This window comes from Streptomyces sp. NPDC001678, assembly GCF_042892945.1.
GTDB lineage: Bacteria > Actinomycetota > Actinomycetes > Streptomycetales > Streptomycetaceae > Streptomyces.
Map to the genome: position 1 here is coordinate 235,969 of NZ_JBIAUP010000004.1, position 23,873 is coordinate 259,841.

The 23,873-nt window shown below is 72.0% G+C and carries 21 protein-coding genes and 1 riboswitch; of the genes, 6 read left to right on the plus strand and 15 right to left on the minus strand.

Annotated features, from left to right (window positions below):
• Window positions 1-69: 69 nt before the first annotated feature.
• The 9 genes from ACFYZR_RS10460 to ACFYZR_RS10500 form a co-directional block, all read right to left on the minus strand.
• The gene (locus ACFYZR_RS10460; protein WP_391907857.1) at window positions 70-1,533 is read right to left on the minus strand and encodes a M1 family metallopeptidase; all 1,464 of its coding nucleotides are present in this window, start codon (window positions 1,531-1,533) and stop codon (window positions 70-72) included.
• Between the two features lie 141 nt (window positions 1,534-1,674).
• Window positions 1,675-2,751: an ABC transporter ATP-binding protein gene (locus ACFYZR_RS10465; RefSeq protein ID WP_391907860.1), complete on the minus strand. Its 1,077-nt coding sequence runs from the start codon at window positions 2,749-2,751 to the stop codon at window positions 1,675-1,677.
• A 23-nt stretch (window positions 2,752-2,774) separates the two neighbouring features.
• Window positions 2,775-3,890 carry an ABC transporter ATP-binding protein gene (locus tag ACFYZR_RS10470; protein WP_391907862.1) on the minus strand — a complete coding sequence of 372 codons (1,116 nt, stop codon included), beginning with the start codon at window positions 3,888-3,890 and terminating at the stop codon, window positions 2,775-2,777.
• The gene (locus tag ACFYZR_RS10475) at window positions 3,887-4,885 is read right to left on the minus strand and encodes an ABC transporter permease (RefSeq protein WP_391907865.1); all 999 of its coding nucleotides are present in this window, start codon (window positions 4,883-4,885) and stop codon (window positions 3,887-3,889) included. Before ACFYZR_RS10475 ends, ACFYZR_RS10470 begins: the two co-directional genes overlap by 4 nt.
• 192 nt (window positions 4,886-5,077) lie before the next feature.
• Window positions 5,078-6,856 (minus strand): ABC transporter substrate-binding protein, encoded by a 1,779-nt coding sequence (locus ACFYZR_RS10480; protein WP_391907867.1) that lies wholly within the window; start codon window positions 6,854-6,856, stop codon window positions 5,078-5,080.
• 122 nt (window positions 6,857-6,978) lie between these two features.
• Window positions 6,979-7,977 (minus strand): ABC transporter permease, encoded by a 999-nt coding sequence (locus ACFYZR_RS10485; protein ID WP_391907870.1) that lies wholly within the window; start codon window positions 7,975-7,977, stop codon window positions 6,979-6,981.
• 436 nt (window positions 7,978-8,413) lie between these two features.
• Window positions 8,414-9,214 (minus strand): enhanced serine sensitivity protein SseB C-terminal domain-containing protein, encoded by an 801-nt coding sequence (locus ACFYZR_RS10490; protein WP_391907873.1) that lies wholly within the window; start codon window positions 9,212-9,214, stop codon window positions 8,414-8,416.
• Window positions 9,215-9,286: 72 nt separating this feature from the next.
• A complete protein-coding gene (locus ACFYZR_RS10495; RefSeq protein ID WP_391907876.1) occupies window positions 9,287-10,021 on the minus strand; it encodes an enhanced serine sensitivity protein SseB in 735 nt (244 codons plus the stop codon).
• A gap of 148 nt (window positions 10,022-10,169) precedes the next feature.
• Window positions 10,170-10,775 carry an AAA family ATPase gene (locus ACFYZR_RS10500; protein ID WP_391908548.1) on the minus strand — a complete coding sequence of 202 codons (606 nt, stop codon included), beginning with the start codon at window positions 10,773-10,775 and terminating at the stop codon, window positions 10,170-10,172.
• A 137-nt stretch (window positions 10,776-10,912) separates the two neighbouring features.
• Window positions 10,913-11,010, plus strand: a riboswitch (glycine riboswitch).
• A gap of 168 nt (window positions 11,011-11,178) precedes the next feature.
• Here ACFYZR_RS10500 and gcvT point away from each other — a divergent pair.
• The 4 genes from gcvT (at window position 11,179) to ACFYZR_RS10520 (ending at window position 15,658) form a co-directional block, all read left to right on the plus strand.
• The gene (gene gcvT / locus ACFYZR_RS10505; RefSeq protein ID WP_391907879.1) at window positions 11,179-12,294 is read left to right on the plus strand and encodes a glycine cleavage system aminomethyltransferase GcvT; all 1,116 of its coding nucleotides are present in this window, start codon (window positions 11,179-11,181) and stop codon (window positions 12,292-12,294) included.
• A gap of 78 nt (window positions 12,295-12,372) precedes the next feature.
• Window positions 12,373-12,747 carry a glycine cleavage system protein GcvH gene (gene gcvH / locus ACFYZR_RS10510; RefSeq protein ID WP_391907882.1) on the plus strand — a complete coding sequence of 125 codons (375 nt, stop codon included), beginning with the start codon at window positions 12,373-12,375 and terminating at the stop codon, window positions 12,745-12,747.
• Window positions 12,748-12,780: 33 nt separating this feature from the next.
• Window positions 12,781-14,043, plus strand: coding sequence for a serine hydroxymethyltransferase (gene glyA / locus ACFYZR_RS10515; RefSeq protein ID WP_391907885.1), 1,263 nt, complete (start codon window positions 12,781-12,783; stop codon window positions 14,041-14,043).
• A 232-nt stretch (window positions 14,044-14,275) separates the two neighbouring features.
• Window positions 14,276-15,658 carry an L-serine ammonia-lyase gene (locus ACFYZR_RS10520; protein ID WP_391907888.1) on the plus strand — a complete coding sequence of 461 codons (1,383 nt, stop codon included), beginning with the start codon at window positions 14,276-14,278 and terminating at the stop codon, window positions 15,656-15,658.
• Window positions 15,659-15,722: 64 nt separating this feature from the next.
• Here ACFYZR_RS10520 and ACFYZR_RS10525 read toward each other — a convergent pair whose 3' ends face one another.
• Window positions 15,723-16,787 carry a hypothetical protein gene (locus tag ACFYZR_RS10525; RefSeq protein WP_391907891.1) on the minus strand — a complete coding sequence of 355 codons (1,065 nt, stop codon included), beginning with the start codon at window positions 16,785-16,787 and terminating at the stop codon, window positions 15,723-15,725.
• 171 nt (window positions 16,788-16,958) lie between these two features.
• Here ACFYZR_RS10525 and ACFYZR_RS10530 point away from each other — a divergent pair, with 171 nt between their 5' ends.
• Window positions 16,959-17,201, plus strand: a complete 243-nt coding sequence (locus ACFYZR_RS10530) for a hypothetical protein (protein WP_391907893.1) — start codon at window positions 16,959-16,961, stop codon at window positions 17,199-17,201.
• 43 nt (window positions 17,202-17,244) lie between these two features.
• Here the strand turns inward: ACFYZR_RS10530 and ACFYZR_RS10535 are convergent, their stop codons facing one another.
• From ACFYZR_RS10535 to ACFYZR_RS10555, 5 genes are all read right to left on the minus strand, one after another.
• Window positions 17,245-17,655, minus strand: a complete 411-nt coding sequence (locus ACFYZR_RS10535; RefSeq protein WP_391907896.1) for a hypothetical protein — start codon at window positions 17,653-17,655, stop codon at window positions 17,245-17,247.
• 99 nt (window positions 17,656-17,754) lie between these two features.
• Entirely contained in the window at window positions 17,755-19,722 is a 1,968-nt protein-coding gene (locus tag ACFYZR_RS10540; protein WP_391907899.1) for an FG-GAP-like repeat-containing protein, read from the minus strand.
• Between the two features lie 290 nt (window positions 19,723-20,012).
• Window positions 20,013-20,555 carry an RNA 2'-phosphotransferase gene (locus tag ACFYZR_RS10545; protein WP_391907902.1) on the minus strand — a complete coding sequence of 181 codons (543 nt, stop codon included), beginning with the start codon at window positions 20,553-20,555 and terminating at the stop codon, window positions 20,013-20,015.
• Between the two features lie 32 nt (window positions 20,556-20,587).
• A complete protein-coding gene (locus ACFYZR_RS10550; RefSeq protein WP_391907905.1) occupies window positions 20,588-21,574 on the minus strand; it encodes a helix-turn-helix transcriptional regulator in 987 nt (328 codons plus the stop codon).
• Window positions 21,575-21,576: 2 nt separating this feature from the next.
• Complete coding sequence (locus ACFYZR_RS10555; protein ID WP_391907908.1) at window positions 21,577-22,407, minus strand: SRPBCC domain-containing protein; 831 nt, start codon at window positions 22,405-22,407, stop codon at window positions 21,577-21,579.
• Between the two features lie 179 nt (window positions 22,408-22,586).
• On the opposite strand from ACFYZR_RS10555, the gene ACFYZR_RS10560 reads away from it, so the two are divergent.
• Window positions 22,587-23,852: an ABC1 kinase family protein gene (locus tag ACFYZR_RS10560; protein ID WP_391907911.1), complete on the plus strand. Its 1,266-nt coding sequence runs from the start codon at window positions 22,587-22,589 to the stop codon at window positions 23,850-23,852.
• The last annotated feature ends 21 nt before the right edge of the window (window positions 23,853-23,873 follow it).

Sequence of the window (23,873 nt, forward strand, 5' to 3'; positions counted from 1 at the left end):
GGACCGGCGCGCCTCCGGCGGCCACGGTCCGACTACGGCAGTCGGCTACGGCAGCCGGCGACGGCCCGGCTACGGCAGCTTCGGCTTCTGCGGCGTGGAGAGCCAGGTCCGGAAGAAATCGCTCAGGTCCTGGTGGGAGACCGCCTCGGCCAGGCCGGTGAACTGGGCGGTGCGGACGTTGCCGCCCTTGTGGAGCTTGGTCCACAGCGGCAGCAGCTTGAAGAACGCCTTGTCGCCGATGCGCTCGCGCAGCATCTGGAGGGTCATCGCGCCCCGGAAGTAGACGGACCGCGAGAACATCGTGTCGCGCTTGGGGTCGGCCACGTCGAGCTTCCAGAAGGCGTCGCCGTCGCCGTGGGCGTTGTACGCCTCCAGGAAGGACTGGTGGGCGCTCTTGCGGCCCTTGTGCTCGTCCCACAGCCACTCGGCGTAGGTGGCGAAGCCCTCGTTGAGCCAGACGTCCTTCCACCGCTCGACGGACAGCGAGTCCCCGAACCACTGGTGGGCCAGCTCGTGGACGACCGTCGACTCGTCGCGCACGGCGGAGTAGACGGGCTTCGTCTGGACCTCCAGCGAGAACTCGGCCTGCGGCATGTCGTCGACGATGGCGCCCGTCTCCTCGAAGGGGTACGGGCCGAAGAGCTTGGACCAGTAGTCGGTGGCCTCGGCGGTGATGCCGTAGAAGTCGAGCTTGTCCGTGGGCAGGGCGGGATTGGTGGCGACGTAGATGGGGGTGCCGCCGGGGGTGACGCCCTTGCGCACGTCGAACTTCCCGATCGTGGCGGTGGCGAGGTAGGGCGCCATCGGCTTGCTCTCCCGCCAGTGGGTGATCGTGGTGTCGCCCCGGTCGCGGGTGGCGAGGAGTCTGCCGTTGGAGACGGCGGTCAGGCCCTTGGGGGCCCGGATGGTGATGTCGAAGGTGGCCTTGTCGGAGGGGTGGTCGCTGGAGGGGAACCAGGTGGAGGCGGCGTTGGGCTCGCACGCCACGAAGACGCCGTCCTTGGTCTTCATCCAGCCGTACTTCGAGCCGAAGATGATGGGGCCGCTCAGCGGCTGGGGTATTCCGCCGTAGGTGACGGTCGTGGTGAAGGTGTGGCCCTTGACCAGTGGGAGCGCCGGACGGATCCGGATCTCGTCGCCCACCCGGGAGAAGGCGGCGGGCAGGCCGTTCACCTCGACCTTGGAGACCGTGAGCTGCTGGAGGTCCAGGTCGAAGGAGGAGAGGCTCTGGGTGGCCCGCGCGGTGACGGTCGTCCTGCCGTCCAGCCGGCCGCTGGAGGGTGTGTAGCCGACGTCCAGATCGTAGTGGAGGGCGTCGAAACCGCCGTTGCCCAGCTCGGGGAAGTAGGTGTCGCCTATGCCGGGGGCGCCGGCGGTGGGCCAGGCGGACCGGTCGGAGCGGGCGGACGCCATGGGGGCGGCCGCGAGCACCCAGGCCGAGGCGGTGGCCGTGGCCAGGGCGAGGAGCCGGACCGGGGTCCGGCGGCCCTTCGAGCGTATGGAGAGGTCCCGGAGCGGGCGGGAGAGTGCCATGAGCCGTCCCTTCGAACGTGCGAGCGCATGTAGCGGCGAACGCGCCGACTCTGCACTCCCCCGCCTCGCGGTGCTCAGGTCTTTACCAAGTCATTTCGATCATCGTCATTTCGATCATCACGAGCCAGCCTCGCACGCCGCTTACGCGCCCGCACCTTCCGTCACCGGTTCGGGTGCTTCCGGTGCGTTCTCCGGGTGATGGCAGGCCACCTGGTGACCGGTCCGCAGCGTGAGCAGCGGCGGCTCGTCCCTCCCGCACACCTCCGTCGCCTTCCAGCAGCGGGTGTGGAAGCGGCAGCCGGCGGGCGGGGAGATCGGCGAGGGCACGTCGCCCGTGAGCAGGATCCTCCCCCGGCTACCGCCGGGAGGTGCCCCCACCCGCTCGGCACGCCGCCCCGGGTCCGGCACGGGCACGGCCGACAGCAGCGCCTTGGTGTAGGGGTGCATGGGCGTCTCGTAGAGCGAGGCGCGGTCGGCCAGCTCCACGATCTTGCCGAGGTACATCACCGCGATCCGGTCCGAGACGTGCCGGATGACCGACAGGTCGTGGGCGATGATGACGTAGGTCAGCCCGAGCTCCTCCTGGAGGTCGTCCAGGAGGTTGACCACCTGGGCCTGGATGGAGACGTCCAGCGCGGAGACCGGCTCGTCGGCGACGACCAGCCGGGGCTTGAGCGCGAGGGCCCGCGCGATGCCGATGCGCTGGCGCTGGCCGCCGGAGAACTCGTGCGGATAGCGGTTGTAGTGCTCGGGGTTGAGGCCGACCAGCTCCAGCAGCCGCTGGACCTCCCGCTTCACCCCGCCCTCGGGCGCGATGCCCTGGAGCCGGAACGGCGCCCCGACGATCGTGCCGACGGTGTGCCGGGGGTTCAGCGAGGAGTACGGGTCCTGGAAGATCATCTGGACGTCGCGGCGCATGGGCCGCATCCCCGCCACATTGAGATGGGTGATGTCCTTGCCCTCGAACTCGATCCGCCCGTCGGTGGGTTCGAGCAGCCGGGTGATCAGCCGGCCCATGGTCGACTTGCCGCACCCTGACTCGCCCACCACGCCCAGGGTCTCCCCCGCGCGCACGTCGAAGCTCAGCCCGTCCACGGCCCGCACCGCGCCCGCCCGGCGGCGCAGCAGGCCCTTGACGATCGGGAAGTGCTTGACCAGGCCCTCGACCTTCAGCAGGGTCTCGCCGGCCTCGGGCGCCGACTGCGCGGGGATCGTCATCTGTTGATCCTTCTGTTGTTCCTTCAAAGCTTCGGCGCGATCTCTTCGGTCCAGATGCGGGTGCGCTCCTCGGGCGGAAGGTGGCAGGCGGAGTGGTGCGGCCGGCCGCCCTCCGCGCCGGGGACCGGGCGCAGTTCGGGGCGCTCGGTGCGGGTGACCCCGCCCTTGGGGACGTCCGCGTAGGGGCAGCGCGGGTTGAAGGCGCAGCCGGAGGGCACGTTGATCAGGCTGGGCGGGGAGCCCTTGACCGGGATCAGCCGCTCGGTCTGCTCGCGGTCGATCCGGGGCATCGAGCCCAGCAGGCCCCAGGTGTAGGGGTGCTGGGGGGAGCGGAAGACCCGTTCGGCCGGGCCGCGTTCCACGCAGCGGCCGCCGTACATCACCAGGATGTCGTCGGCGAGCTCGGCGACCACGCCCAGGTCGTGGGTGATGATGACGACGGCGGAGCCGAACTCCTTCTGGAGGTCGCGGATCAGGTCCAGGATCTGGGCCTGCACGGTGACGTCCAGGGCGGTGGTGGGCTCGTCGGCGATCAGCAGCTCGGGGTTGTTGACCAGCGCCATCGCGATCATCGCGCGCTGGCGCATCCCGCCGGAGAACTGGTGGGGGTAGTCGTCGACGCGCCGGTCGGGCTGGGGGATGCCGACCCGGTCCAGCAGCTCGACCGCGCGTTTGCGGGCGGTCTTCTTGTCCACGTCGTGGTGGACCCGGTAGGCCTCCACGATCTGGGCGCCGACGGTGAAGTAGGGGTGCATGGCCGACAGCGGGTCCTGGAAGATCATCGCCATCTCGCGGCCGCGCAGCCGGCGCACCTTCTCGGGGTCGGCGCTCATCAGCTCGGTGCCGTCCAGCCAGATCTCGCCGCTGATGCGGGCCTTGCGGCGGCCGTACTGCCCGACGGTGTGGAGGCCCATGATGCCCAGCGAGGTCACGGACTTGCCGGAGCCGGACTCGCCGACGATGCCGAGGGTGCGGCCCTTCTCCAGCTGGAAGGAGAGCCCGTCGACGGACTTCACCAGGCCGTCGTCGGTGGGGAAGTGGATGCGCAGGTCGCGGACGTCGAGGAAGGCGGTCGGCCGGGCCGTGCCGTCGACCGGCTCGCCGACGGCGCCGCCGCCGGGCACGGGTGTGGTGGTCACGAGAGCCTCACTCGGGGATCGATCACGGCGTACAGGAGGTCGACCACGAGGTTGGCGACGACGACGGCGGTCGCCGCGATGAGCGTCACGCCGAGGATCAGCGGCAGGTCGCGGTCGCTGATGGCCTTCACGGCCGCCTGGCCCAGGCCCGGCAGGTTGAAGGTGGTCTCGGTGAGGATCGCGCCGCCGACGAGGGCGCCGAGGTCCATGCCGAGGATGGTGAGGACCGGGGTCAGCGTGGAGCGCATGGCGTGCTTGCCGATGACCACCGGTTCCCGCAGCCCCTTGGCGCGGGCGGTGCGGATGTAGTCCTCGCCCAGGATCTCCAGCATGGTGGCGCGGGTGAGCCGGGCGTACATGGCCGCGTAGAGGAAGGCGAGGGTGATCCAGGGCAGGATCAGCCCACTGAACCAGCCGGCCGGGTCGTCGGCGAAGTCGACGTAGTCGCCGTCCACCCAGCCCAGGCCGTAGGAGAAGATCGCGAGCGAGACCAGGCCGGTGAAGTAGATGGGCAGCGAGACGCCGCCCAGGGCGACGGTCATGGCCGCGCGGTCCCAGAGGCTGCCGCGCTTGAGGGCGGAGACCACACCGGTGGTCACCCCGCCGATCAGCCACAGCACACAGGCGCCCGCGGCCAGCGACAGCGTCACCGGCACCCGGTCCTGGAGCACCGGCCAGATGTCCTGCTCGGTGCGGAAGGAGTAGCCGAAGCAGGGCACGTCGCAGTGCACGGTGGTGCCGCCGCCGGTGTAGTCCCGCCCGGCGACGATGCCGGTGACGAAGTGCCAGAACTGCACCAGGATCGGGTCGGACAGCCCGAGTTTCTGCCGGATGCCCTCGATGGTCTCCGGGTCCGCCTGCTTGCCGACGTAGAGCGCGGCGGGGTCGGCCCCGGTGAGCTTGGGGATCGCGAAGAAGATGCCGAAGGTCACCAGGGTGACCACGAGGAGCATCACGATGACGGCGAACAGCCGCCTGACGATATAAGCGAACACTGCGGTCGGCCGGCGGCGGCCGGGGACCCCCGTATCGCCCGGGGGTCCCCGAACCGCCGCGCGCGGCCCTCACCTGCCCTTCGGGCCTAGCGGCGGGTGCGCCGGCGGCGCGTACGGTCTGTCACTTGACGGCGCCTGTCACTCGGCGACGCGTGGTCGCTCGGCGACGCGCGGTCACTCCATGGCGCCTGGTCACTTGGCGACGCCGAGGGAGGCGTAGTCGTAACGTCCGTTGTAGGAGTCGGCGGTGTAGGCGTTGGTCAGCCGGGAGCTGCGCCAGGTGATGGTCTTGTCGTAGACGAAGGGCAGGTACCAGGCGCCCTCGGTGACCTTCTTGTTGGCCTCCTGGTAGATCTTCCCCGCCTTCTCGACGTCGATCTCCGCGATGGCCTGGTCGTAGAGCTTGTTGATCTCGGGGTCGTTGAGCTCGGTGTAGTTCTGGTTGCCGCTCTCCTGGATGAAGCGGCCGTCGGTGATGGGCTGGAGGAAGCCCTGGCCGCTGAGGAAGTCCGCGCCCCAGCCCATGATGATGATGCCGTAGTTCTTGTCCTTGACGTTCTTGGGGGCGCCGATGATGCCGGTGGACTGGGCGCCGTCGTACTGGTCGATCTGGGCGTCGATGCCGACCTTCTTCAGGGCCGCCTGCATCGACTCGGCGGTCGCGACCTCCGGCGGCTTGTTGTTGCGCACGGCGATCGTGGTCTTGAAGCCCTCGGGCTTGCCGCAGGCCTTCAGCTCCTCCTTGGCCTTGGCCTCGTCGGGCTTGCCCTGCTTCAGGTTGAACGGGTCGTAGTTCGGGTCGAAGCCCTTGACCACCGGCGGGAGCATGCTGATCGCGATGTCACCGCCCGCCTGCGGGCCGCCGCGCGCGGTCTGCAGCGAGGTGTGGTCGGCGGCGTAGATGACGGCCTTGCGGCAGTGCTCGTTGTCGAACGGCGCGACGGTCTTCGGGAAGGCCGCGTAGCGGATGAAGCCGGTCTGCGGGTTGTCGACGTTGGCCTTGTACGAGTTCATCGCCTTCTGCCGGCCGGCCGAGCCCAGGCCGGTGGCGTTGATGTCGAGGTCGTACTCGCCGGCGAGCAGCTTGTTGTCCATGTCGTCGGCGTTGGTGGTGAGCTTGACCGTGATCTTGTCGGGCAGAGCCTTGCGGACCGGGTCGGACTTGCGGTCCCACTTGTCGTTGCGGACCAGCTCCAGGCCCTTGTTAGGGGTGTAGGAGACGAATTTGTACGGGCCGCTGGAGAACGGGCGGGACCCGTACTTCTCGGCGGTGTCCTTGTCCGGGCGGACCGGGGCCGCGGCGGGGATCGCCAGCATCTGGAGGAAGTCGCCGTTGGGCTTGGGCAGATGGAAGACGATCGTCTTCTCGTCCGGCGTCTCGATCGCCTTCAGGCCGAGCTTGTCCTTGCTCTCGTCCTTGTACGGGCCCTTGTACTCCTTGCCCGGGTCGAGGGTCTGCATCAGCCACAGCGGGCCGCCGGAGATCTTGTCGGTCGCCCAGGTGCGCTCGATGCCGTACTTGATCTGCTGGGTGGTGATCGGCTGGCCGTCCTCCCAGGTCAGCCCGGAACGGAGCTTGAAGGTATAGGTCTTCTTGTCGGCCGAGAGCTGGCCGGTGTCCGTGGCCATGTCCGGGACGACGTTCACGCTCTCCAGGCCGGGGGCCGGCTTGGGGGTGACGAGCGTGCGGGTGTAGTAGCGGGCGAAGTCCCACATGAAGCCGTAGTAACCGCGCTGCGGGTCCCACGAGTCGGCGTCCTGGGTGCCGATGAACTTCAGCTCCCCGCCCTTCTTGTCGGCAGGGGTGGCGACCTTGTTCACACCGGCGTTGAAGCCCGCCGCCTTGCCGCCCTTGCCGCCGCCGTCGCTCTTGCCGCCGCCACCGCCGCAGGCGGTGGTGGTCACCAGGGCCGCGACCGCGAGCGCCGCCCCGGCGGCCAGTCTGCGCCTCGAAGTTCGTTGGGTTGTCACGATGTAGCGGACCTCCGTGGTCGGTCGCCGCCCGGAACGGGCCGGCGGGTGCGGGAAGGGGCCTCCTGGCGGTTCGACAGGGGCGGTCGGTACGGGCGTACGGGAAAGAGGGGGGACTCGCGTCAGCGCGAGCCCTTCGGGTCCAGCGCGTCCCGCACGCCGTCGCCGAAGAGGTTGAAGGCCAGCACGGTGACGAAGATGGCGAGACCCGGGATGATCATGAACATGGGGTCGCTCTCGTAGGTGGTGACGGCCTTGGAGAGCATCTGTCCCCAGGAGGCGGTCGGCGGCTTGACGCCGGCGCCGAGGAAGCTCAGCGCCGCCTCCGTCAGGACGTTGGTGGGGATCATCAGCGTGGCGTACACGGTGATCGGCGCCACCAGGTTGGGCAGCAGCTCCCGGAAGAGGATGTACAGCCGGCCCGCGCCCAGGCTGCGGGCGGCCTCGACGTACTCCCGCTCTCTGAGCGAGAGCGTCTGGCCGCGGACGATCCGGCCCACGTAGGGCCAGCCGAAGAACCCGATGACCGAGATCAGCACGGCCATCCGCACCCCCGAACCGGTCAGCCCCCACAGGGAGTTGGGGACGACGGAGACGAGCGCGATGATGAAGAGCAGCTGGGGGAAGGCCAGCAGGAGGTCCATGACCCGGCTGACGACCGCGTCCACCCAGCCGCCGAAGTAGCCGGCGACGATGCCGAGGACCGTGCCGATCACGACCGCCACGACGGCCGAGAGGAAGGCCACGAGCAGCGAGACCCGGGCCCCGTAGACGACCCGGCTGAAGACGTCCCGGCCGTTGACGGGCTCGGCGCCGAAGAGGAAGTCGGAGTTGATGCCGCCCCAGGAGGCCTTGGGGGTGCTGGAGAGGGGGTCGATCAGCTCCTCGTGGTACTCGTTCGGGGGGTGCCCCAGCAGGCCCACGATGGCCGGGGCCAGGATCGCCACGAGGACGAGCAGCAGGACGACGGTCCCGCCCGCCAGGGCGAACTTGTCACGCTTGAGCCGTGTCCAGGCGATCCGCCAGGGCGAGCGCCCCTCGATGGTCCTCGGCGGTGCGCCGTCGGCGACGGGGGCGGCGCCGGCGTCGGCCGGTCCCGTGTCGTGCAGTGGTGCCGTCATCGTCTGGTGGACCCCTCTCGGCCGGCGGCGACCGGCCCAACGCCCGCCGCGCTCGGGGCGGCTGGTTCACATCACTGGTGCGGGACGCGCTCCGCGCGGCGGTGCGCGGGGATCGCGGTGGTACGCGAGGTGCAGTGGTGCGGAACGTGCGGAGGTGCGGGAGGTACTGGCAGTGCGGAACGTGCGGGACGTGCGGTGGTACCCGGAGAGCGCCGGTGCGGGAAGCACCGGAGGTGCGGGTGGTACGGGACGTGCGCACAGAGCGGTCGTACGGCGGAACAGGTCGTACGCAGGAACGAAGTCCTTGTTGGGCGGGAGTCTTCATCGCTCCCGCGATCACCCGCCAGCCCTCACCGTCAAAGGATGCGCAAACGTGATGTGCGAAGGGAGCTTCCGTTATACGGACGTCAAGGGGCCCTGAGCGGGCGTCATGGCGTCAGTAGGCCCCGGCCTGCCAGCCCTGCTGCGGCGGGGGGTAGCCGTAGCCCGCGGCGGGCGCGGACGGCGCGACGCCGGCCCCGTAGCCCTCGCGGGCGAAGAACGGCCGGCTGTTGGCCCGCATCCACATCGCGACGGGGTCGTACTCGTCCGCCATCGACACCGTCGACACCGGCAGCCCGTCGGGCACCGCGGCGATCGACTGCTGCATCATCAGGCGCACGGCCTCCACGGCGGCGGGCGAGGTGTCGTACAGATCGAGCCCGATGGCCAGGTACGGCGTGCCCAGGGCGGGCCGCACCCAGGCCCGGCGCAGCGCGCGGACCACGGGGGTGCGGTGGGCGTTCTGCCCGAGCAGGGCGTAGAACTGCGGGATGTCCAGCGCCGGTTCGCTCAGCTGGAGCGGGCCGGCGGGCAGCCGGTCCAGGCCGGCGACGATCCGGCGCAGGTCGAGCCAGGGGATGCCGACGCCGCCGCCGGGGGCGTGGGGGTTGAGCCACAGGCTCCAGCGGTCGGGGTAGAGGGAGGCGGCCACGGCCCGGCCGGTGACGACCTCGTGGGCGCGGTTCCAGCCGCTGGCGGCGAGCTCCTGGGCGGAGGTCACACAGGGGGCGTAGCCGAGGCCGTCGACCTCCATGTTCCCGTACTGGGCGTCGGGCGAGCCGGCCTGACCGTGCCACAGCAGCATCCACACCCGGCCCTCGGCGAGGGACCGCAGCAGCTGCTCGTAGGTGTCGTACCGGCCGGGCGCCACCTGGCGCAGCACCTGCTCCACGCCGCTCTCCGCGCCCGCGCTCACCTGGGTCCGCCTCTTCTCTTGGCCGTCTGCTGCTACCAGCTTACGAGCCCGCGGGGGCGGGCATGAGAGCTGTCACAGGTCACGGTCGTAGAACGGTCGTATCCGTGTCCGTATCCAGTCGCCCACGGGGTCGTCCTGGGCGACGTCCAGGAAGACGAGCTGTACGGGCCAGGGCACGGGCACCCGGCCCAGCGCGCGGCCCAGGGCGTCCAGGGCGGCGGAGCGGCTCCCCGGGTCGGGGAGCCCCAGCTCGACGCCGACGAACAGCGCGGGATCGGCGCCCTCGACGCTGGCCATGGCGCGGCGGGCGGTCCGGACGACGCCGGTGTCCGCGAACTCCAGCCCGGCGGCGGCCAGGAACGCGGTCGGCTCCTCCTGCCAGTCCGGCTCGTACAGCCGTACGCGGCCGCCGGTGGCGTCGCCGTCCAGGGCCGTGCGCCCGGCCCGGCACAGCCCGGCGACGGCGGGCGGCGGCAGGGGCACGGTGACGGTGCCCTCGGGGTTGACGACGATGCCGACCTGCGGGGGCAGGCCGCGGGCGAACTCGACGGCGGGGGCGACGACGAAGGACATCCCCGGACCGGCGACCGCCGTGAACTGCTCCTGGGAGCTGAAGACGGGGACGTAGGCGGCGCCGCCGAGCTCCAGGGTGGGGAGGTCGAGGTCGGGGCTGTCGGGTCCGCCGCCCTTGGGCAGCGGAACCCACACGTTGCTGCGGCCGAGCGCCTCGACGATGCGGGGGCCGGAGTCCGGCACGCCGACGGAGGCGGCGAGCACCGCTTCGAGCTCATTGGCCGGCCAGGTCATCGTCTCCCCTACCACCGTTCGTCGGACGCATCCCGCACCTTAACGGCTGCGCCTGGGCTTGCCCGGGGCGGGTTGGTTGTCCGGCACCGCCGGGCTCGTCCTCGCAGGCTGATCGCCGTCGTCACGGCCCGGCGGTGCCGAGCCGGCCTCAGCCGAAGGAGATGACCCGCAGCGCGTCCGCCGCCTCGCGGTCGAGGAGGACCGCCGAGGTCGTGCCCGCCGGGTGGTCGCCCGCCGTGAGGGCGGCGACGAGGCGGGACGTCGCGCGGCGGTGGCGGGCGAAGGAGCGGACGGAGACGCCACGGCCGCGGGCGCGCTGGCCGGCGAGCGCGGTGGGCGCGTCGACCGCCAGGACCACCAGGTGCAGCCCCCCGCCCCGCCGCCGCGCGTCGCGCGCGAGCCAGCGGCGCACCCAGCTCCACTGCCCGCAGTCGTGCACGACGACGCTGTCTCCCGAGCGCAGGGCCCGCCACAGCGCGGCGTAGTGCGCGACGCGGACGACGGGCCGCCAGAGGGCGTAGGGAAGCGTCAGCGGCAGGCGTTCGAAGCGCTCGCGCATGTCCTGGGAGTCCACGCGGTGGACGGCGGGGGGCACGACGCGCCGTATCAGCGTGGACTTGCCGCCGCCGGGCAGACCGGAGACGACGAGCAGGTCGCCCGCCGGATAGCGGAGCTCCGATATCGCCACGGCACCCCCGCGCAGATCGCGCACCCCGTGCGTCTCCTCCGCCCCCACTTCCGTACGCACGGTGATCGCCCCCTCTCGCAAAGAAAAGGTAATCCAATTTGAGGGGCGGCGGGCGGTCCGTCGCACGCCCGTACGTGCAATGATGTGCGCGCCAAGCTCGACTCACGCTCGACTCAACTGCAAGCAATCGCATACTGGCCGTTCGAATCCGCGCGGGAGAGTCCCGGGTGCCATGTGCCCCGGGCGCCGAAGGAGCAAGTTCCTCCCTTGAATCTCTCAGGCCCCGTACCGCGCGGGTGAGGCAGATCTGAAAAGCGGGCCGCGCCCACGCGGTCCCACCCAAGGTGCAAGCCGGGTGCCTTTGACGACAGGCGAGGGCTCTCGGTGAACCTCTCAGGTTCCGATGACAGATGGGGAGGCCGCCTATCCAGGCATTTCCTCCGCGATCCACCTGCCCGGGAGCCCGATCATGACCGATGCCCCCCGCCGTACCGCCCTGGACGCGCTGCACCGCGCGCTCGGCGCGACCATGACCGACTTCGCCGGCTGGGACATGCCCCTGCGCTACGGCAGCGAGCGCGACGAGCACATCGCCGTGCGCACCCGCGCGGGCCTCTTCGACCTGTCGCACATGGGTGAGATCACCCTCATGGGCGCCCAGGCCGGGCAGGCCCTGGACCACGCCCTGGTGGGCAACATCTCCGCGCTGGCCGTCGGCCGGGCCCGCTACACGATGATCTGCCGCGAGGACGGCGGCATCCTCGACGACCTGATCGTCTACCGGCTCGGCGAGGACGAGTACATGGTCGTCGCCAACGCCTCCAACGCCCAGGTGGTCCTCGACGCGATCACCGAGCGCGCGGCGGGCTTCGAGGCGACCGTCCGGGACGACCGCGAGAACTACGCGCTGATCGCGGTCCAGGGCCCCGCCTCCCCCGCCATCCTGAAGTCCGTCACCGACGCCGACCTGGACGGCCTGAAGTACTACGCGGGCCTGCCGGGCACCGTCGCGGGCGTCCCCGCGCTGATCGCCCGCACCGGCTACACCGGCGAGGACGGCTTCGAGCTGTTCGTCGCCCCCGCCGACGCCGAGAAGCTGTGGCAGGCCCTGACCGAGGCGGGCGCGGACGCCGGGCTGGTGCCGTGCGGCCTGTCCTGCCGCGACACGCTGCGCCTGGAGGCGGGCATGCCGCTCTACGGGCACGAGCTGACCACGGCCCTCACCCCGTTCGACGCCGGGCTGGGACGGGTCGTGAAGTTCGACAAGGCCGGCGACTTCGTGGGCCGCGAGGCGCTGGCGGCCGCCGCCGAGCGGGCCGAGACGGCTCCGCCGCGCAAGCTCGTCGGGCTGATCGCGGCGGGCCGCCGGGTGCCGCGCGCCGGATTCGCGGTGACGGTCGGCGGCGAGGTCGTGGGCGAGGTCACCTCCGGTGCCCCCTCCCCCACCCTCGGCAAGCCGATCGCGATCGCCTACGTCGACGCGGCGCACGCCACGCCGGGGACGGAAGGGGTATGTGTGGACATTCGCGGCAGTCACGAGCCGTACGAGGTCGTCGCACTCCCCTTCTACAAGCGGGAACGCTGACCCCTCACTGAATCCCCCTCATCTCATCTGTCAAGACCCCTTGCACAAGCACCCACGCGCGTACAGGAGAATCTAGCCATGAGCAACCCCCAGCAGCTGCGTTACTCCAAGGAGCACGAGTGGCTGTCGGCCGCCGTCGACGGTGTGGCGACGGTCGGGATCACCGAGTTCGCGGCCAACGCGCTCGGCGATGTCGTCTACGCACAGCTCCCGGCGGTCGGCGACACGGTCACCGCGGGCGAGACCTGTGGTGAGCTGGAGTCGACCAAGTCGGTCAGCGACCTCTACTCCCCCGTCACGGGTGAGGTCGTCGCGGCCAACCAGGACGTCGTGGACGACCCGGCGCTGGTGAACTCCGCCCCCTTCGAGGGCGGCTGGCTGTTCAAGGTGAAGATCACGGACGAGCCGGCGGACCTGCTGACCGCCGACGAGTACACCGACTTCGCCGGCTGACCCCGCCCGCTCCCTCCCGCGCAGGAAGAACTCATGTCGCTTCTCAACAGCTCCCTCCATGAGCTCGACCCCGACGTCGCCGCCGCTGTCGACGCCGAACTCCACCGCCAGCAGTCCACCCTCGAGATGATCGCCTCGGAGAACTTCGCTCCGGTCGCGGTCATGGAGGCCCAGGGCTCGGTCCTGACCAACAAGTACGCCGAGGGCTACCCGGGCCGCCGCTACTACGGCGGCTGCGAGCACGTCGACGTCGTCGAGCAGATCGCCATCGACCGCATCAAGGCGCTCTTCGGTGCCGAGCACGCCAACGTGCAGCCGCACTCCGGCGCGCAGGCGAACGCCGCGGCGATGTTCGCCCTGCTCAACCCGGGCGACACCATCCTGGGCCTGAACCTCGCCCACGGTGGTCACCTGACCCACGGGATGAAGATCAACTTCTCCGGGAAGCTCTACAACGTGGTCGCCTACCACGTCGACGAGCAGACCAACCTGGTGGACATGGAGGAGGTCGAGCGCCTCGCCAAGGAGCACCGCCCGAAGCTGATCGTCGCCGGCTGGTCCGCCTACCCGCGCCAGCTGGACTTCGCCGCCTTCCGCCGGATCGCGGACGAGGTCGGCGCGTACCTGATGGTCGACATGGCCCACTTCGCGGGCCTGGTCGCCGCCGGGCTCCACCCCTCGCCGGTGCCGCACGCCCACGTGGTCACCACCACCACCCACAAGACCCTGGGCGGTCCGCGCGGTGGTGTGATCCTCTCCACGGCCGAGCTCGCCAAGAAGATCAACTCGGCGGTCTTCCCCGGTCAGCAGGGCGGCCCGCTGGAGCACGTGATCGCGGCCAAGGCCGTCTCCTTCAAGGTCGCGGCCACGGAGGAGTTCAAGGAGCGCCAGCAGCGCACGCTGGAGGGCTCGAAGATCCTCGCCGAGCGTCTGATGCAGGACGACGTCAAGGAGGTGGGCGTCTCCGTCCTCTCCGGCGGCACGGACGTCCACCTGGTCCTGGTGGACCTGCGCAACAGCGAGCTGGACGGGCAGCAGGCCGAGGACCGCCTCCACGAGGTCGGCATCACGGTCAACCGCAACGCCATCCCGAACGACCCGCGCCCCCCGATGGTCACCTCGGGCCTGCGGATCGGCACCCCGGCCCTGGCCACCCGTGGTTTCCAGGCCGAGGACTTCCGCGAGGTCGCGGACATCATCGCCGAGGCCCTCAAGCCGGGCTTCGACGCGGCGGCCCTGCGCGGCCGCGTCACGGCGCTCGCGGACAAGCACCCGCTGTACCCCGGGCTGAAGTAGCGCCGAAGCACGGGATTAACCGGCCGGTACGGGGCACCGGGCACGCTCAGGGAGCGGGCCGGTGCCCCGCACCGCGACAGGGCCCCCACCGCGGAGTGAGCTCCGCCACCGCGGGAAGCCGCCCGCATCCCGCACACTGATAGATGAATGCGGAATTCCGCTTTCCACCGCACCAGCTGTTCCACCCCTGTACCACCCCGTACCACCCCCGACTCATAGAGGAGCTGCCACCGTGGCCATCTCCGTATTCGATCTCTTCTCGATCGGCATAGGCCCGTCCAGCTCCCACACGGTCGGCCCGATGCGCGCCGCCCGGATGTTCGTGGGGCGCCTGAAGAAGGACGGTCTGCTCGCCCAGACCACCTCGGTACGGGCGGAGCTCTACGGCTCCCTCGGCGCCACCGGCCACGGCCACGGCACCCCCAAGGCCGTCCTGCTCGGCCTGGAGGGCCACTCCCCCCGCACCGTCGACGTCGAGATCGCCGACGACGAGGTGGAGCGCATCCGCACCACCAAGCGCCTGAAGCTCCTCGGCGCCGAGATCGGCTCGGACCACGAGATCGACTTCGACGAGTCGACCCAGCTGATCCTCCACCGCCGCCGCGCCCTGCCGTACCACGCCAACGGCATGACCCTCTTCGCCTACGACGAGGCCGGCGCCCCGCTGCTGGAGAAGACCTACTACTCGGTCGGCGGCGGCTTCGTCGTCGACGAGGACGCCGTCGGCGCCGACCGGATCGTCCTCGACGACACCGTCCTGAAGTATCCCTTCCGCACCGGTGACGAGCTGCTGCGGATGTCCCGCGAGTCCGGCCTGTCGATCTCCGCGATGATGATGGAGAACGAGAAGGCCTGGCGCACGGAGGAGGAGATCCGCGAGGGCCTCCTGGAGATCTGGCGGGTGATGCAGGCGTGCGTGACGCGCGGCATGTCCCGCGAGGGCATCCTCCCCGGCGGCCTCAAGGTCCGCCGCCGCGCCGCCAGCACCGCCCGCCAGCTGCGCGCCGAGGGCGACGCCCAGGCCCGCGCCATGGAGTGGATCACGGTCTACGCCATGGCCGTCAACGAGGAGAACGCGGCCGGCGGCCGGGTCGTCACCGCCCCGACCAACGGCGCCGCGGGCATCATCCCGGCCGTTCTCCACTACTACACGAACTTCGTGCCGGGCGCGGACGAGGAGGGCGTCGTCCGCTTCCTCCTCGCCGCCGGCGCCATCGGCATGCTCTTCAAGGAGAACGCCTCGATCTCCGGCGCCGAGGTCGGCTGCCAGGGCGAGGTCGGCTCCGCCTGTTCCATGGCCTCCGGCGGCCTCGCCGAGGTCCTGGGCGGCACCCCGGAGCAGGTCGAGAACGCGGCCGAGATCGGCATGGAGCACAACCTGGGCCTGACCTGCGACCCGGTCGGCGGTCTGGTCCAGATCCCCTGCATCGAGCGCAACGGCATGGCCGCGGCCAAGGCCGTCACCGCCGCCCGGATGGCGCTGCGCGGCGACGGCCGCCACCACGTCTCCCTCGACAAGGTCATCAAGACCATGAAGGAGACGGGCGCCGACATGAAGGTCAAGTACAAGGAGACGGCGCGCGGCGGCCTCGCCGTGAACGTCATCGAGTGCTGATCGCCGTCTGACGTACGCGTACGCCCCTGGTCCGGCTGCCCGCCGGACCAGGGGCGCCGTGGTTCTAGCGGTTCTTCTCCGCGTCGTAGGCCTTCACGGCCGCGTCGCCCAGGTGCGGGCTGCGCTCCTCGTCGGAGCTCTCGCTGTTGTGGTAGCTGACGTTGCCGATCAGATAGCCCCAGCCGCGCCCGAGCTGGAGGTCGTCCAGCCAGGGGCCGCCGCTGGCGCCGTGGCCCTGGTCGCAGTGGATGGCCTCCTGGCCGGGCTGGAACGGCCAGGTGCCCGGCCGCCAGGTCGTGCCGACGCAGTAGCGCAGGTCCTTGCCGGTGATGCCGGAGCGGGCCGGGTGGGTGTCGAAGGGGTAGCCGAACTCATGGGCGTGCCAGGTGTAGCCGGAGTTGAACCTGTACCCCTGGGAGCCGGTCACGTCGGCCACCTTGCGGCCGTTCTGCGGCCAGAGGGTGATCACGGCGAGGTCGTAGTCCTTGTTCCCGCCGTTGAGGTAGCCCTTCGGGGTGGTCACGGACTTCCATGTCCACGAGCCGAGCGGCTCCCGGTCATTGTGGTAGTCGGGGACGAACCGGAAGTTGCTGTACCAGTGGCCGTTGCCGTCGCTGGCGCAGTGCCCGGCCGTCCATATCAGGCTCTTGTTGGGCGAGTTGATGACGGAGGCCGTGCACTGGCTCCCGCCCTTGGGCGTGTCGAAGTAGAGCTTGCCGACGGTGGTGGCCGGCATGCTGCCATGGGCGGTCCACACCTCGGACCGGGAGATGTCGGCGAGCTTTCCCGCCGCGTCCGCCGCTTCCCGGGCCTCCTTGGCGACGCCCGCCACCGGCGCCGATCCCTGGCCCGTACGGGCCGGGAGCTTGTGCGTCTGCGGTGCCGCCGGGCGTCCGCCCGGTGCCGGCCCGGCCACCGGCCGGGCCTCTCTGATCCGTTCGGCCGTCCAGTGGGCGGCCACCCGCGAAGGAGCCTGTGAGGGATCCCCCGTCGAGCTGTGCTGTACCGCTGTGGCCGCCGTGTTCGCGTCCATCGGCTTCGCGGTTTCGTCGGCCTGGGCGGCGCCCGCCGGGACGCTCAGTCCGAGCGCCAGCGCTCCGGCGGCGGCCGCCATGAATCGCGTCTTCACCCCGTTCCCCCTTTACGTCGTGTGCTCGAAGCACGAAGACGGGTGCGAGTAGAGCAGGCAGGCGGAGGGGAAGGAGGGGTTCGGACAGCATTGGCCGGAACTGTGCGTACGGCAGGGGCCTTTCGCTACCGTGGCGGCAGGAACGCACCACACAGGAAGCTGGTGATCCCGATGGTGTCCCGGAAGGCGAAGGCGGCGCTCGTGGCGGTGGGCGCGGTGGCGCTCGGTCTGGCCGTCACGGCGGCCCTGTGGCCCGGTGACCGGGACACGGCCCCCGGGCCGCCGTCCCGGCCCGAGACGGCCGTGGTGCACGACTCCACCGGGAACCCGGCGGAGGTCGAGGAGCACTGGACGCCGGAGCGGATCCGGCAATCCGACGAGAACATGCGGCACGCCACGGGCGAGGACGACTAGGGCGTCCCGTCGACGGCCCGGCCCGCGGCGACCGCGGCGGCGATCAGAACGTCAGCTCAGGGCCGTAGGTCACGTCCGCGTTGCCGTTCCAGTAGACCCGCAGCTCGGTCTGGTAGACGTGCCCCCGCGCCGGGTTGGACAGCAGGTTGCCCTGGTAGCGCGTCTTCACGTTGGGGGTGCCGCACGGGAACCACTTGTCCCAGCGGAAGTTGGTGGTCTTGTCCACCATGACCACGTCCACCGAGCAGTTGGCGTCCGAGAACGTCGTGTACGCGTCCGAGTTGACATAGCCCTCGGAGGTGGCGCTGATGCAGGACTGCTTGTACTCGGGCCCGCCGCAGCCCCCGCCCGACGCCGCCGACGCGCTGCCCGCGCCCGCCAGGGCGATGCCCCCGGTCAGCGCGGCGGAGGCCAGGACCATGGCGGTGCCCCGCCGGATTCCACGGATCGACATGACGTGTCCTTTCGGCCGGGCCTGACCCCGTCGGTCAGGCCGTGAGCAGAGGTTCCGGCAGCCGCTTCAACAACGCGTAAACGCATGCGTAAACGCGCGTCACCAGCCGCCGGTGAGCCGGAGCGGGCGACTGAGCGCGGCGTTACCGGTGTTGCGCCACTCCTTGAGGACGCCAGTCGTGTCGTCGCGGGCCATGAGGTGGGCGATGCCGCCGGTGCGGAGGGGCATCGGGGTGAGCTCCGAGAGGCGGCGGCCGTCGGCGATCCTGCGGGGGCGGGCGAAGGTGCCGTCCTCCTTGCCGGTCCAGAGCAGGAGGGCGCCGTGCCCGTCGACGGCGACGAGGTCGGTCCTGCCGTCCCCCGTGAAGTCGCCGGCGCGGGTCCGGGTGGCGTGCCAGCCGTCCATGAGCTTTCGGGGGCGGCCGAACGTGCCGTCGCCCTCGCCGGGCCAGACGCGGAGCGTCCCCCCGGCATCGGCGGCGACGAGGTCGGGGATGCCGTCGCCGGTGACGTCACCGGCCGTGGTCTGGGTGAAGCGCCAGCCGCCGGTGAGCTTTCGGGGGCGGCCGAACGTGCCGTCGCCGTTGCCGGGCCAGAGGTGGAGGGTGTCCGAGGCGTCCTTGGCGATCAGGTCGGTCCTCCCGTCGCCCGTGAAGTCGGCCGCGACGGTCTGGGTGAACTCCCATCCCCCGGTGAGCCGCCGGGGCCGGGCGGCGAAGGTGCCGTCGCCGTGCCGGGCGTCGTCGACGTCGGTGTTGCCCGGCCAGAGGTACAGGTCGTTCCGCCGGTCGGCGGCGATGACGTCGGGGATGCCGTCGCCGGTGACGTCCGCGGCCGTGGTCTGGGTGAAGGTGGGATCGACGCGCGGGGGCGCGGGGAGCAGGGCGTCGGAGAGGGCCTGGCTGCCGTTGTCACCGAAGTGGAGGCGGTCGCCGCCCCGGTTGTAGTAGGCGGCGAAGAGCCGTGTGGGGTCGAGGGGATCGCGCGACGCCTCGTCGAAGTCCGCCACGGAGTCGATGTCGCGGGTGCCGCGGAGGTAGGCGTTGACCTGCTGCCGGACCCGTTCCCGGGCCGGGGTCCAGGCGTTCTCGTAGCCCCGGAAGGGCGGGATCGTGGCGGCGGTGAAGGTCAGCCCGGCGGCGTGGGCGCGGGCGGCGAGCCGCCGGATCCCGGCGACGATTTCCGCGCCGCCCGCGTCGGCGAAGAGGATGTCGTTGACGCCCTCGAAGAGGACGACGGAGCGGACGTTCGGCTGGGCCAGGGCGTCGCGGTCGAAGCGGAGCAGCGCGCTCTGTCCCGACTCGGCGGGCTCGGTGCCGCGGAGCAGGTGGTTGGCGGAGATCCCGGCGTTGACGACGCCCATGGGCCGGGGCCGGGCCTGGAGGGCGCGCGCGTAGTCGTCGGGCAGGCGGCGGTCGGTGTCGGGGGTGGTGTGCCCGCCGTCGGTCTGCGAGTCCCCCAGGAGGACCACGGTCCCGCCGCTGTGCGGCGCGCGGACGTCGACGCCGCCGAGGAACGCCCAGAAGGGGAACCTGGTGGGGAAGCCGGCGCCCCCGGTGTCACCGGTGTGGTCCGCCGCGTCGCCGGGGGCGGACGCGTAGGAGGTGGTCAGGGTGTACGCGTGGAAGGGCGCGGTGCGGACGGCCTCCGGCAGGTACACGCTGACCAGGAGGTTCTCGTCGGCCTTGACGCGGAAGGCGGCGGGGTCGCTGAGGACGCTCCCGCCCGGCCCGATGACGGTGCCGCGCCGCCCGCCCCCGCCGAAGGTGAGGGTCACGGGGGCGGCGGCCGCGCCGGCTCCCCGGTCCTGACGGGCGAGGGTGGCGCGCCCGATGGTCACGGGCTCGCGGCTGAAGGTGTTCACGAGCTGGATCCGGGCGGCGGACCCGGCGATGCTGGTGTGGACGACCATGCGGAGCGTCTGCCGCCCGGTCACGCCGGTGCGGGAGGCGGGGCCGGCGGTGCCCATGGCCGTGCCCCAGGTCCTGGTCCAGGAGGAGGCGCCGGCGGCGGCGCCCGGGGAGGCGGCGAGCAGGGGGACGACCGCCGCGCAGAGGGCCGTGACCACGGCCGTGACCAGGGTTCGCCCCAGGGGTCGTCTTAAACGGGTGCGTGTCAGACGGGTGCGAAGGTGCCGTGCCATGGGTGCCGTCTCCCTCCGGGCGACGCGGCGGACGAACCGCCGTTGAGCTGCCGGGCGCACACATCATGGAGGCACGGCGGAGCCCGGGGAAGGGCCCGGAGCCCATGACTCCCGTTGGTCGACGAGGGATCGCCGGGCGGTCACGGGGAGTTCAGCGGGGGTCGGTCGCGGGGGCGGCCGGGGGGCGGGACCAGCGGGGCGCCTCGGGAAGCGGGTCAGCCCGGGAAGCGGAGGAAGGGCGGCGGCACGGCCTCCGTCAGCCAGACGCCGTTGTCCGTCACCAGGAAGGCGTGCCCGGCGCGGTGCATGGCGCCCGCGTCGACGGAGAGGATCACGGGCCTGCCCCGCCGGGCGCCCACGCGCTCCGCCGTCGCGCGGTCGGCGGACAGGTGGACGTGGTGCCGGCTCATCGGGCGCAGGCCCTCCGCGCGGATCGCCGCGACGTTGCGGGCGACCGTGCCGTGGTAGAGGTACGGCGGGGGCTCGGTGACCGGCAGTCCCAGGTCGACGGGGACCGAGTGGCCCTGCCGGGCGCGGACACGGCCGTCCTCGACGGCGAAGCGCCCCTTGTCGTTCGTGGCGACGACGTGGTCCAGCTCTTCCCGGGAGAAGGGGAAGCCGTGCGCGGCGGCCGCGGCCAGCAGGGTCCCGATGTCCACCCACCCCTGCGGGTCGAGCTCGATGCCGATCCGGCCGGGCTCGTGGCGCAGGTGCTTGGAGAGGTATTTCGAGATCCGTACGGTGCGGGCGTGCGTCATGCGTCCAGCGTGCCGCGCGCGGGTGGGGCCCGTCACCCGGGTTTCGCCGCGACCGCCGCGAGCGTGCCGGCGGCGGGGGCCGTGGCCGGGCCCGTGGCGTCCCGGGCGAGGAGCAGTGGGAGGGCCAGGACGATGGGCGGGTCGATCGGCGCGGGGGCGCGCAGGCGGAGGCGGAACGAGCCGTGGGCGGGGGCCCGGGTCGTCGCGACCGAGCGGCGGGCGCCCGCCGGGTCGTCGAGCGCGTCGGCCACGCGCGTGGCGCGGTCGAAGCAGACGGCCAGGACGTGGTGGTCCGCGTCGGCGGGCGGGCGCAGCCGGACGGTGGCCGTGGCGGCGGTCACCTCGCAGGCCACGGGGAGGTCCTGGGGGACGCCGTGCGGGAAGAGGCCCGTGAAGAGCACGGCGTCGGAGAGCTCGGCGTCGGCGGGGGCCGTGCCACCCACCCGGCCGGTGATCTCCGCCGCCCGGCCGGGGCCGGTGGGTCCGGTGGTCCCGGCCAGTCCGCTCGCGTCCACGACCTCGCCGATGCCCCGGTCGCCGTGCCGGTCGACGAGCGCCTTGAAGCGGCTCGGGGACATCCCGACGAGGCGGGTGAACTGGGTGGTGAACGTACCGAGGCTGGCGTAGCCGACGGCCGTGCACACGTCCGTCACCCTGGGGCTGCCCCGGATCATCATCCGTTGCGCCTCGGCCATCCGCAGCGCGGCCAGGAAGCGCGCCGGGGTGACGGCCGTGACGCCGCGGAAGACGCGGTGGAAGTGGAACGGGCTGAACAGGCCCGCCTCGGCGTGGTCGGTCAGGCACTGGGTCTCGCCCAGGTGGTCGCGCATCCGGCGGATCGCCCGTTCGACCGAGGCGAGTTGCTCCGCCGAGGGCGACGGGCGCGAGGACGACGGACGCGAGGCCGGCGGGCGGACGGCCGGGGCGGACGCCGGGGGCGCGGTGGACGGCGGGGGCGGGGCGGACGCCGAGGCCGAGGCGGGCGCGGTGGACGGCGGGGGCGCGGCAGCGGCGCGCACGGTCAGCCCGGCCCGGCGGCGGCGAGCGCCCGGTCGCGGGCGGCCGCCAGGGAGGCGACCCAGGTGGCCGTGAAGCGGCGGCGCAGTTCCTGGGCCCGGCCGTCCGGGAGGCCGAGGGCCGTCCAGCCGCGGTGGGCGAAGGACAGCCGCAAGCCCGCTCCGGCGGGGGCGAGCATCACTCTGGCCGCCGGGGTCCCGGCGGTCTCCGGGACCGCGACGGTGAACGTCAGCTCCTCGTCCTCGCGCAGCTCCCACTCCCGCAGCGCGAATCTGCGCGGTCCCTCGTCGTCGACGACGAAGAACCATGCCGGACGGAAGCCGTCCTCGGCGACGGGGAGCCAGTCCAGCAGCGTGGGGTAGGCCAGGGGCCGGTACGGGCCGACCGGGAGGTCGACCGCGCCGTCGATGTCGTCGCGCAGGACGTAGCGGGCACCCCGGCCGGTGCGCAAGTGACGGGCGAGGCGGGCGAGGAAGTCCGTCCAGCCCTCGTGGAGCTGGCCCGCCTCGGCGGGGGTGCGGGTGTCGTCGTGGTCGGCGACCGTGAGCAGGGCGGCGCCGGGTCCGGCCGCCTCCAGGGTCCACACGACGCGCTGCCGCTTGCCCACGCCCAGGAAGCGCCAGACGAACTCCACCGTGCGGCCGGGGACGAGGGCGGTGGGCCGCAGGGTGAAGAAGTCGCCGTCGTCGAAGTCGAGGCGGTTGTCCTCGCCCACGGTCAGCGGGCCCGCGAGATCGCCGAACCACCGGGCCACCCGGGCCGGTTCGGTCAGCGCCGGCCAGACGCGCGCCGGTGGTGCGGGGAGGCGGGCGGTGACCCGTACCGCGTCCGACACTTCTTCCTCCTCTCGTCGCCGATACCGGGCCGTTCGCCGGTACCGTGCTACCGCCGGAGGGATCGCTCCCATATTATGTAGCCTCTGTTCGGTGTCAACGCTCCAACTCGGCGCGTCCCCGGGCAAGTTCAGCCGATCGCTCGAATGTCGGGAGGACGCCGGGAGGAGGCCAGGAGGCCATGGAGGTCAGCCACGCCGCACTCGCCGGACGGCTCGCGACCGTCGCCGCCGTCACCACCCGGCACGCCGCCGCGGGCACCCTCGACGCCGTGCGCGCGGGGCCGGGCGCGCTGCCGGAGGTGATCGGCTTCCACGCGGCGCGGCTGCTGTCGGGGCTGGGGCCCACGTTCGTCAAGGGCGGGCAGCTGCTCAGCACCCGGCACGACCTGCTGCCGCCCAGGATCTGCCGGTCGCTGGGCCGGCTGCACGACCGGGTGCCACCGATGACCCGGGCGCAGACGGCGGAGGCCCTCGGCCGGGCGTACGGCTCGCGCCGGGCCTGGCCGTTCGCCTCCTTCGACTGGACGCCGGCCGCCAGCGGCAGCATCGCCTGCGTCTACCGCGCCGTGCTGGCCGACGGGCGCGGTGTGGCCGTGAAGGTCCGCAGACCCGGCATCCAGCACCGGATGCACACGGACTTCGCGCTGCTGAGCGCCGGGGCCCGGCTGATGGAGCGGCTGCCGCCGCTGCGCAAGGTGCCCGCGCGGCGGATCGTGGAGGAGGTCGGGGGCGCGGTCCTCGGCCAGCTGGACCTGGAGCGGGAGGCCCGGTCGCTGGCGGCGCTGCGCGCCAATCTCTCCCGGCTGCCGTACTTCCGGCTGCCCGCGCCGATCCCGGAGGCGTCCGGACCGGAGGCGCTGGTGATGGACCTGATCGAGCCGCTCGACCGCTTCCAGGCCGGGCTGCTCGACCGCGAGCAGCGCCGGAGGATCGTCCGCAACGTCCTCCAGGGCGTCTACCGGATGCTGTTCATCGACGGGCTCGTGCACTGCGACATGCACCCGGGGAACCTGTATCTCAACCCCGACGGCGTGGTGGTGCTGCTGGACGCGGGCTTCGTCGTACGGCTGGAGCCCGCCGTGCGCCGGCTGTTCGCGGAGTTCTTCATGAACATGTCCCTGGGGCGGGGCCCGGAGTGCGCCGACGTGGTGCTGCGCAGCGCCGAGCACATCCCGCCGGGGTGCGATCTGTCCGGCTTCCGGTCCGGGATCGAGGAGCTGGTGGCGGAGACGACCGGGCGGACGGCCGGGCAGTTCCGGCTGGGGCCCTTCGCCACGCGGCTGTTCGACCTCCAGCGGCGCTCCGGGATCGCGGCGGCACCGGCCTTCGTCTTCCCGCTGATGTCGCTGCTGGTGCTCGAGGGAATGATCAACGAGTTCGACGTGGACGTCGACTTCCAGGGCGAGGCCATCCCGACCCTGCTGACCGCGCTCAACACGTACTGAAACCGCTGAACACCCGCCGAA

Coding starts and splice junctions, on each gene's coding strand:
- ACFYZR_RS10460 (WP_391907857.1), bottom strand. CDS start 1,533: ATGGCACTCTCCCGCCCGCTCCGGGACCTCTCCATACGCTCGAAGGGC.
- ACFYZR_RS10465 (WP_391907860.1), bottom strand. CDS start 2,751: ATGACGATCCCCGCGCAGTCGGCGCCCGAGGCCGGCGAGACCCTGCTG.
- ACFYZR_RS10485 (WP_391907870.1), bottom strand. CDS start 7,977: ATGACGGCACCACTGCACGACACGGGACCGGCCGACGCCGGCGCCGCC.
- ACFYZR_RS10495 (WP_391907876.1), bottom strand. CDS start 10,021: ATGACCTGGCCGGCCAATGAGCTCGAAGCGGTGCTCGCCGCCTCCGTC.
- gcvT (WP_391907879.1), top strand. CDS start 11,179: ATGACCGATGCCCCCCGCCGTACCGCCCTGGACGCGCTGCACCGCGCG.
- gcvH (WP_391907882.1), top strand. CDS start 12,373: ATGAGCAACCCCCAGCAGCTGCGTTACTCCAAGGAGCACGAGTGGCTG.
- glyA (WP_391907885.1), top strand. CDS start 12,781: ATGTCGCTTCTCAACAGCTCCCTCCATGAGCTCGACCCCGACGTCGCC.
- ACFYZR_RS10530 (WP_391907893.1), top strand. CDS start 16,959: ATGGTGTCCCGGAAGGCGAAGGCGGCGCTCGTGGCGGTGGGCGCGGTG.
- ACFYZR_RS10535 (WP_391907896.1), bottom strand. CDS start 17,655: ATGTCGATCCGTGGAATCCGGCGGGGCACCGCCATGGTCCTGGCCTCC.
- ACFYZR_RS10545 (WP_391907902.1), bottom strand. CDS start 20,555: ATGACGCACGCCCGCACCGTACGGATCTCGAAATACCTCTCCAAGCAC.
- ACFYZR_RS10560 (WP_391907911.1), top strand. CDS start 22,587: ATGGAGGTCAGCCACGCCGCACTCGCCGGACGGCTCGCGACCGTCGCC.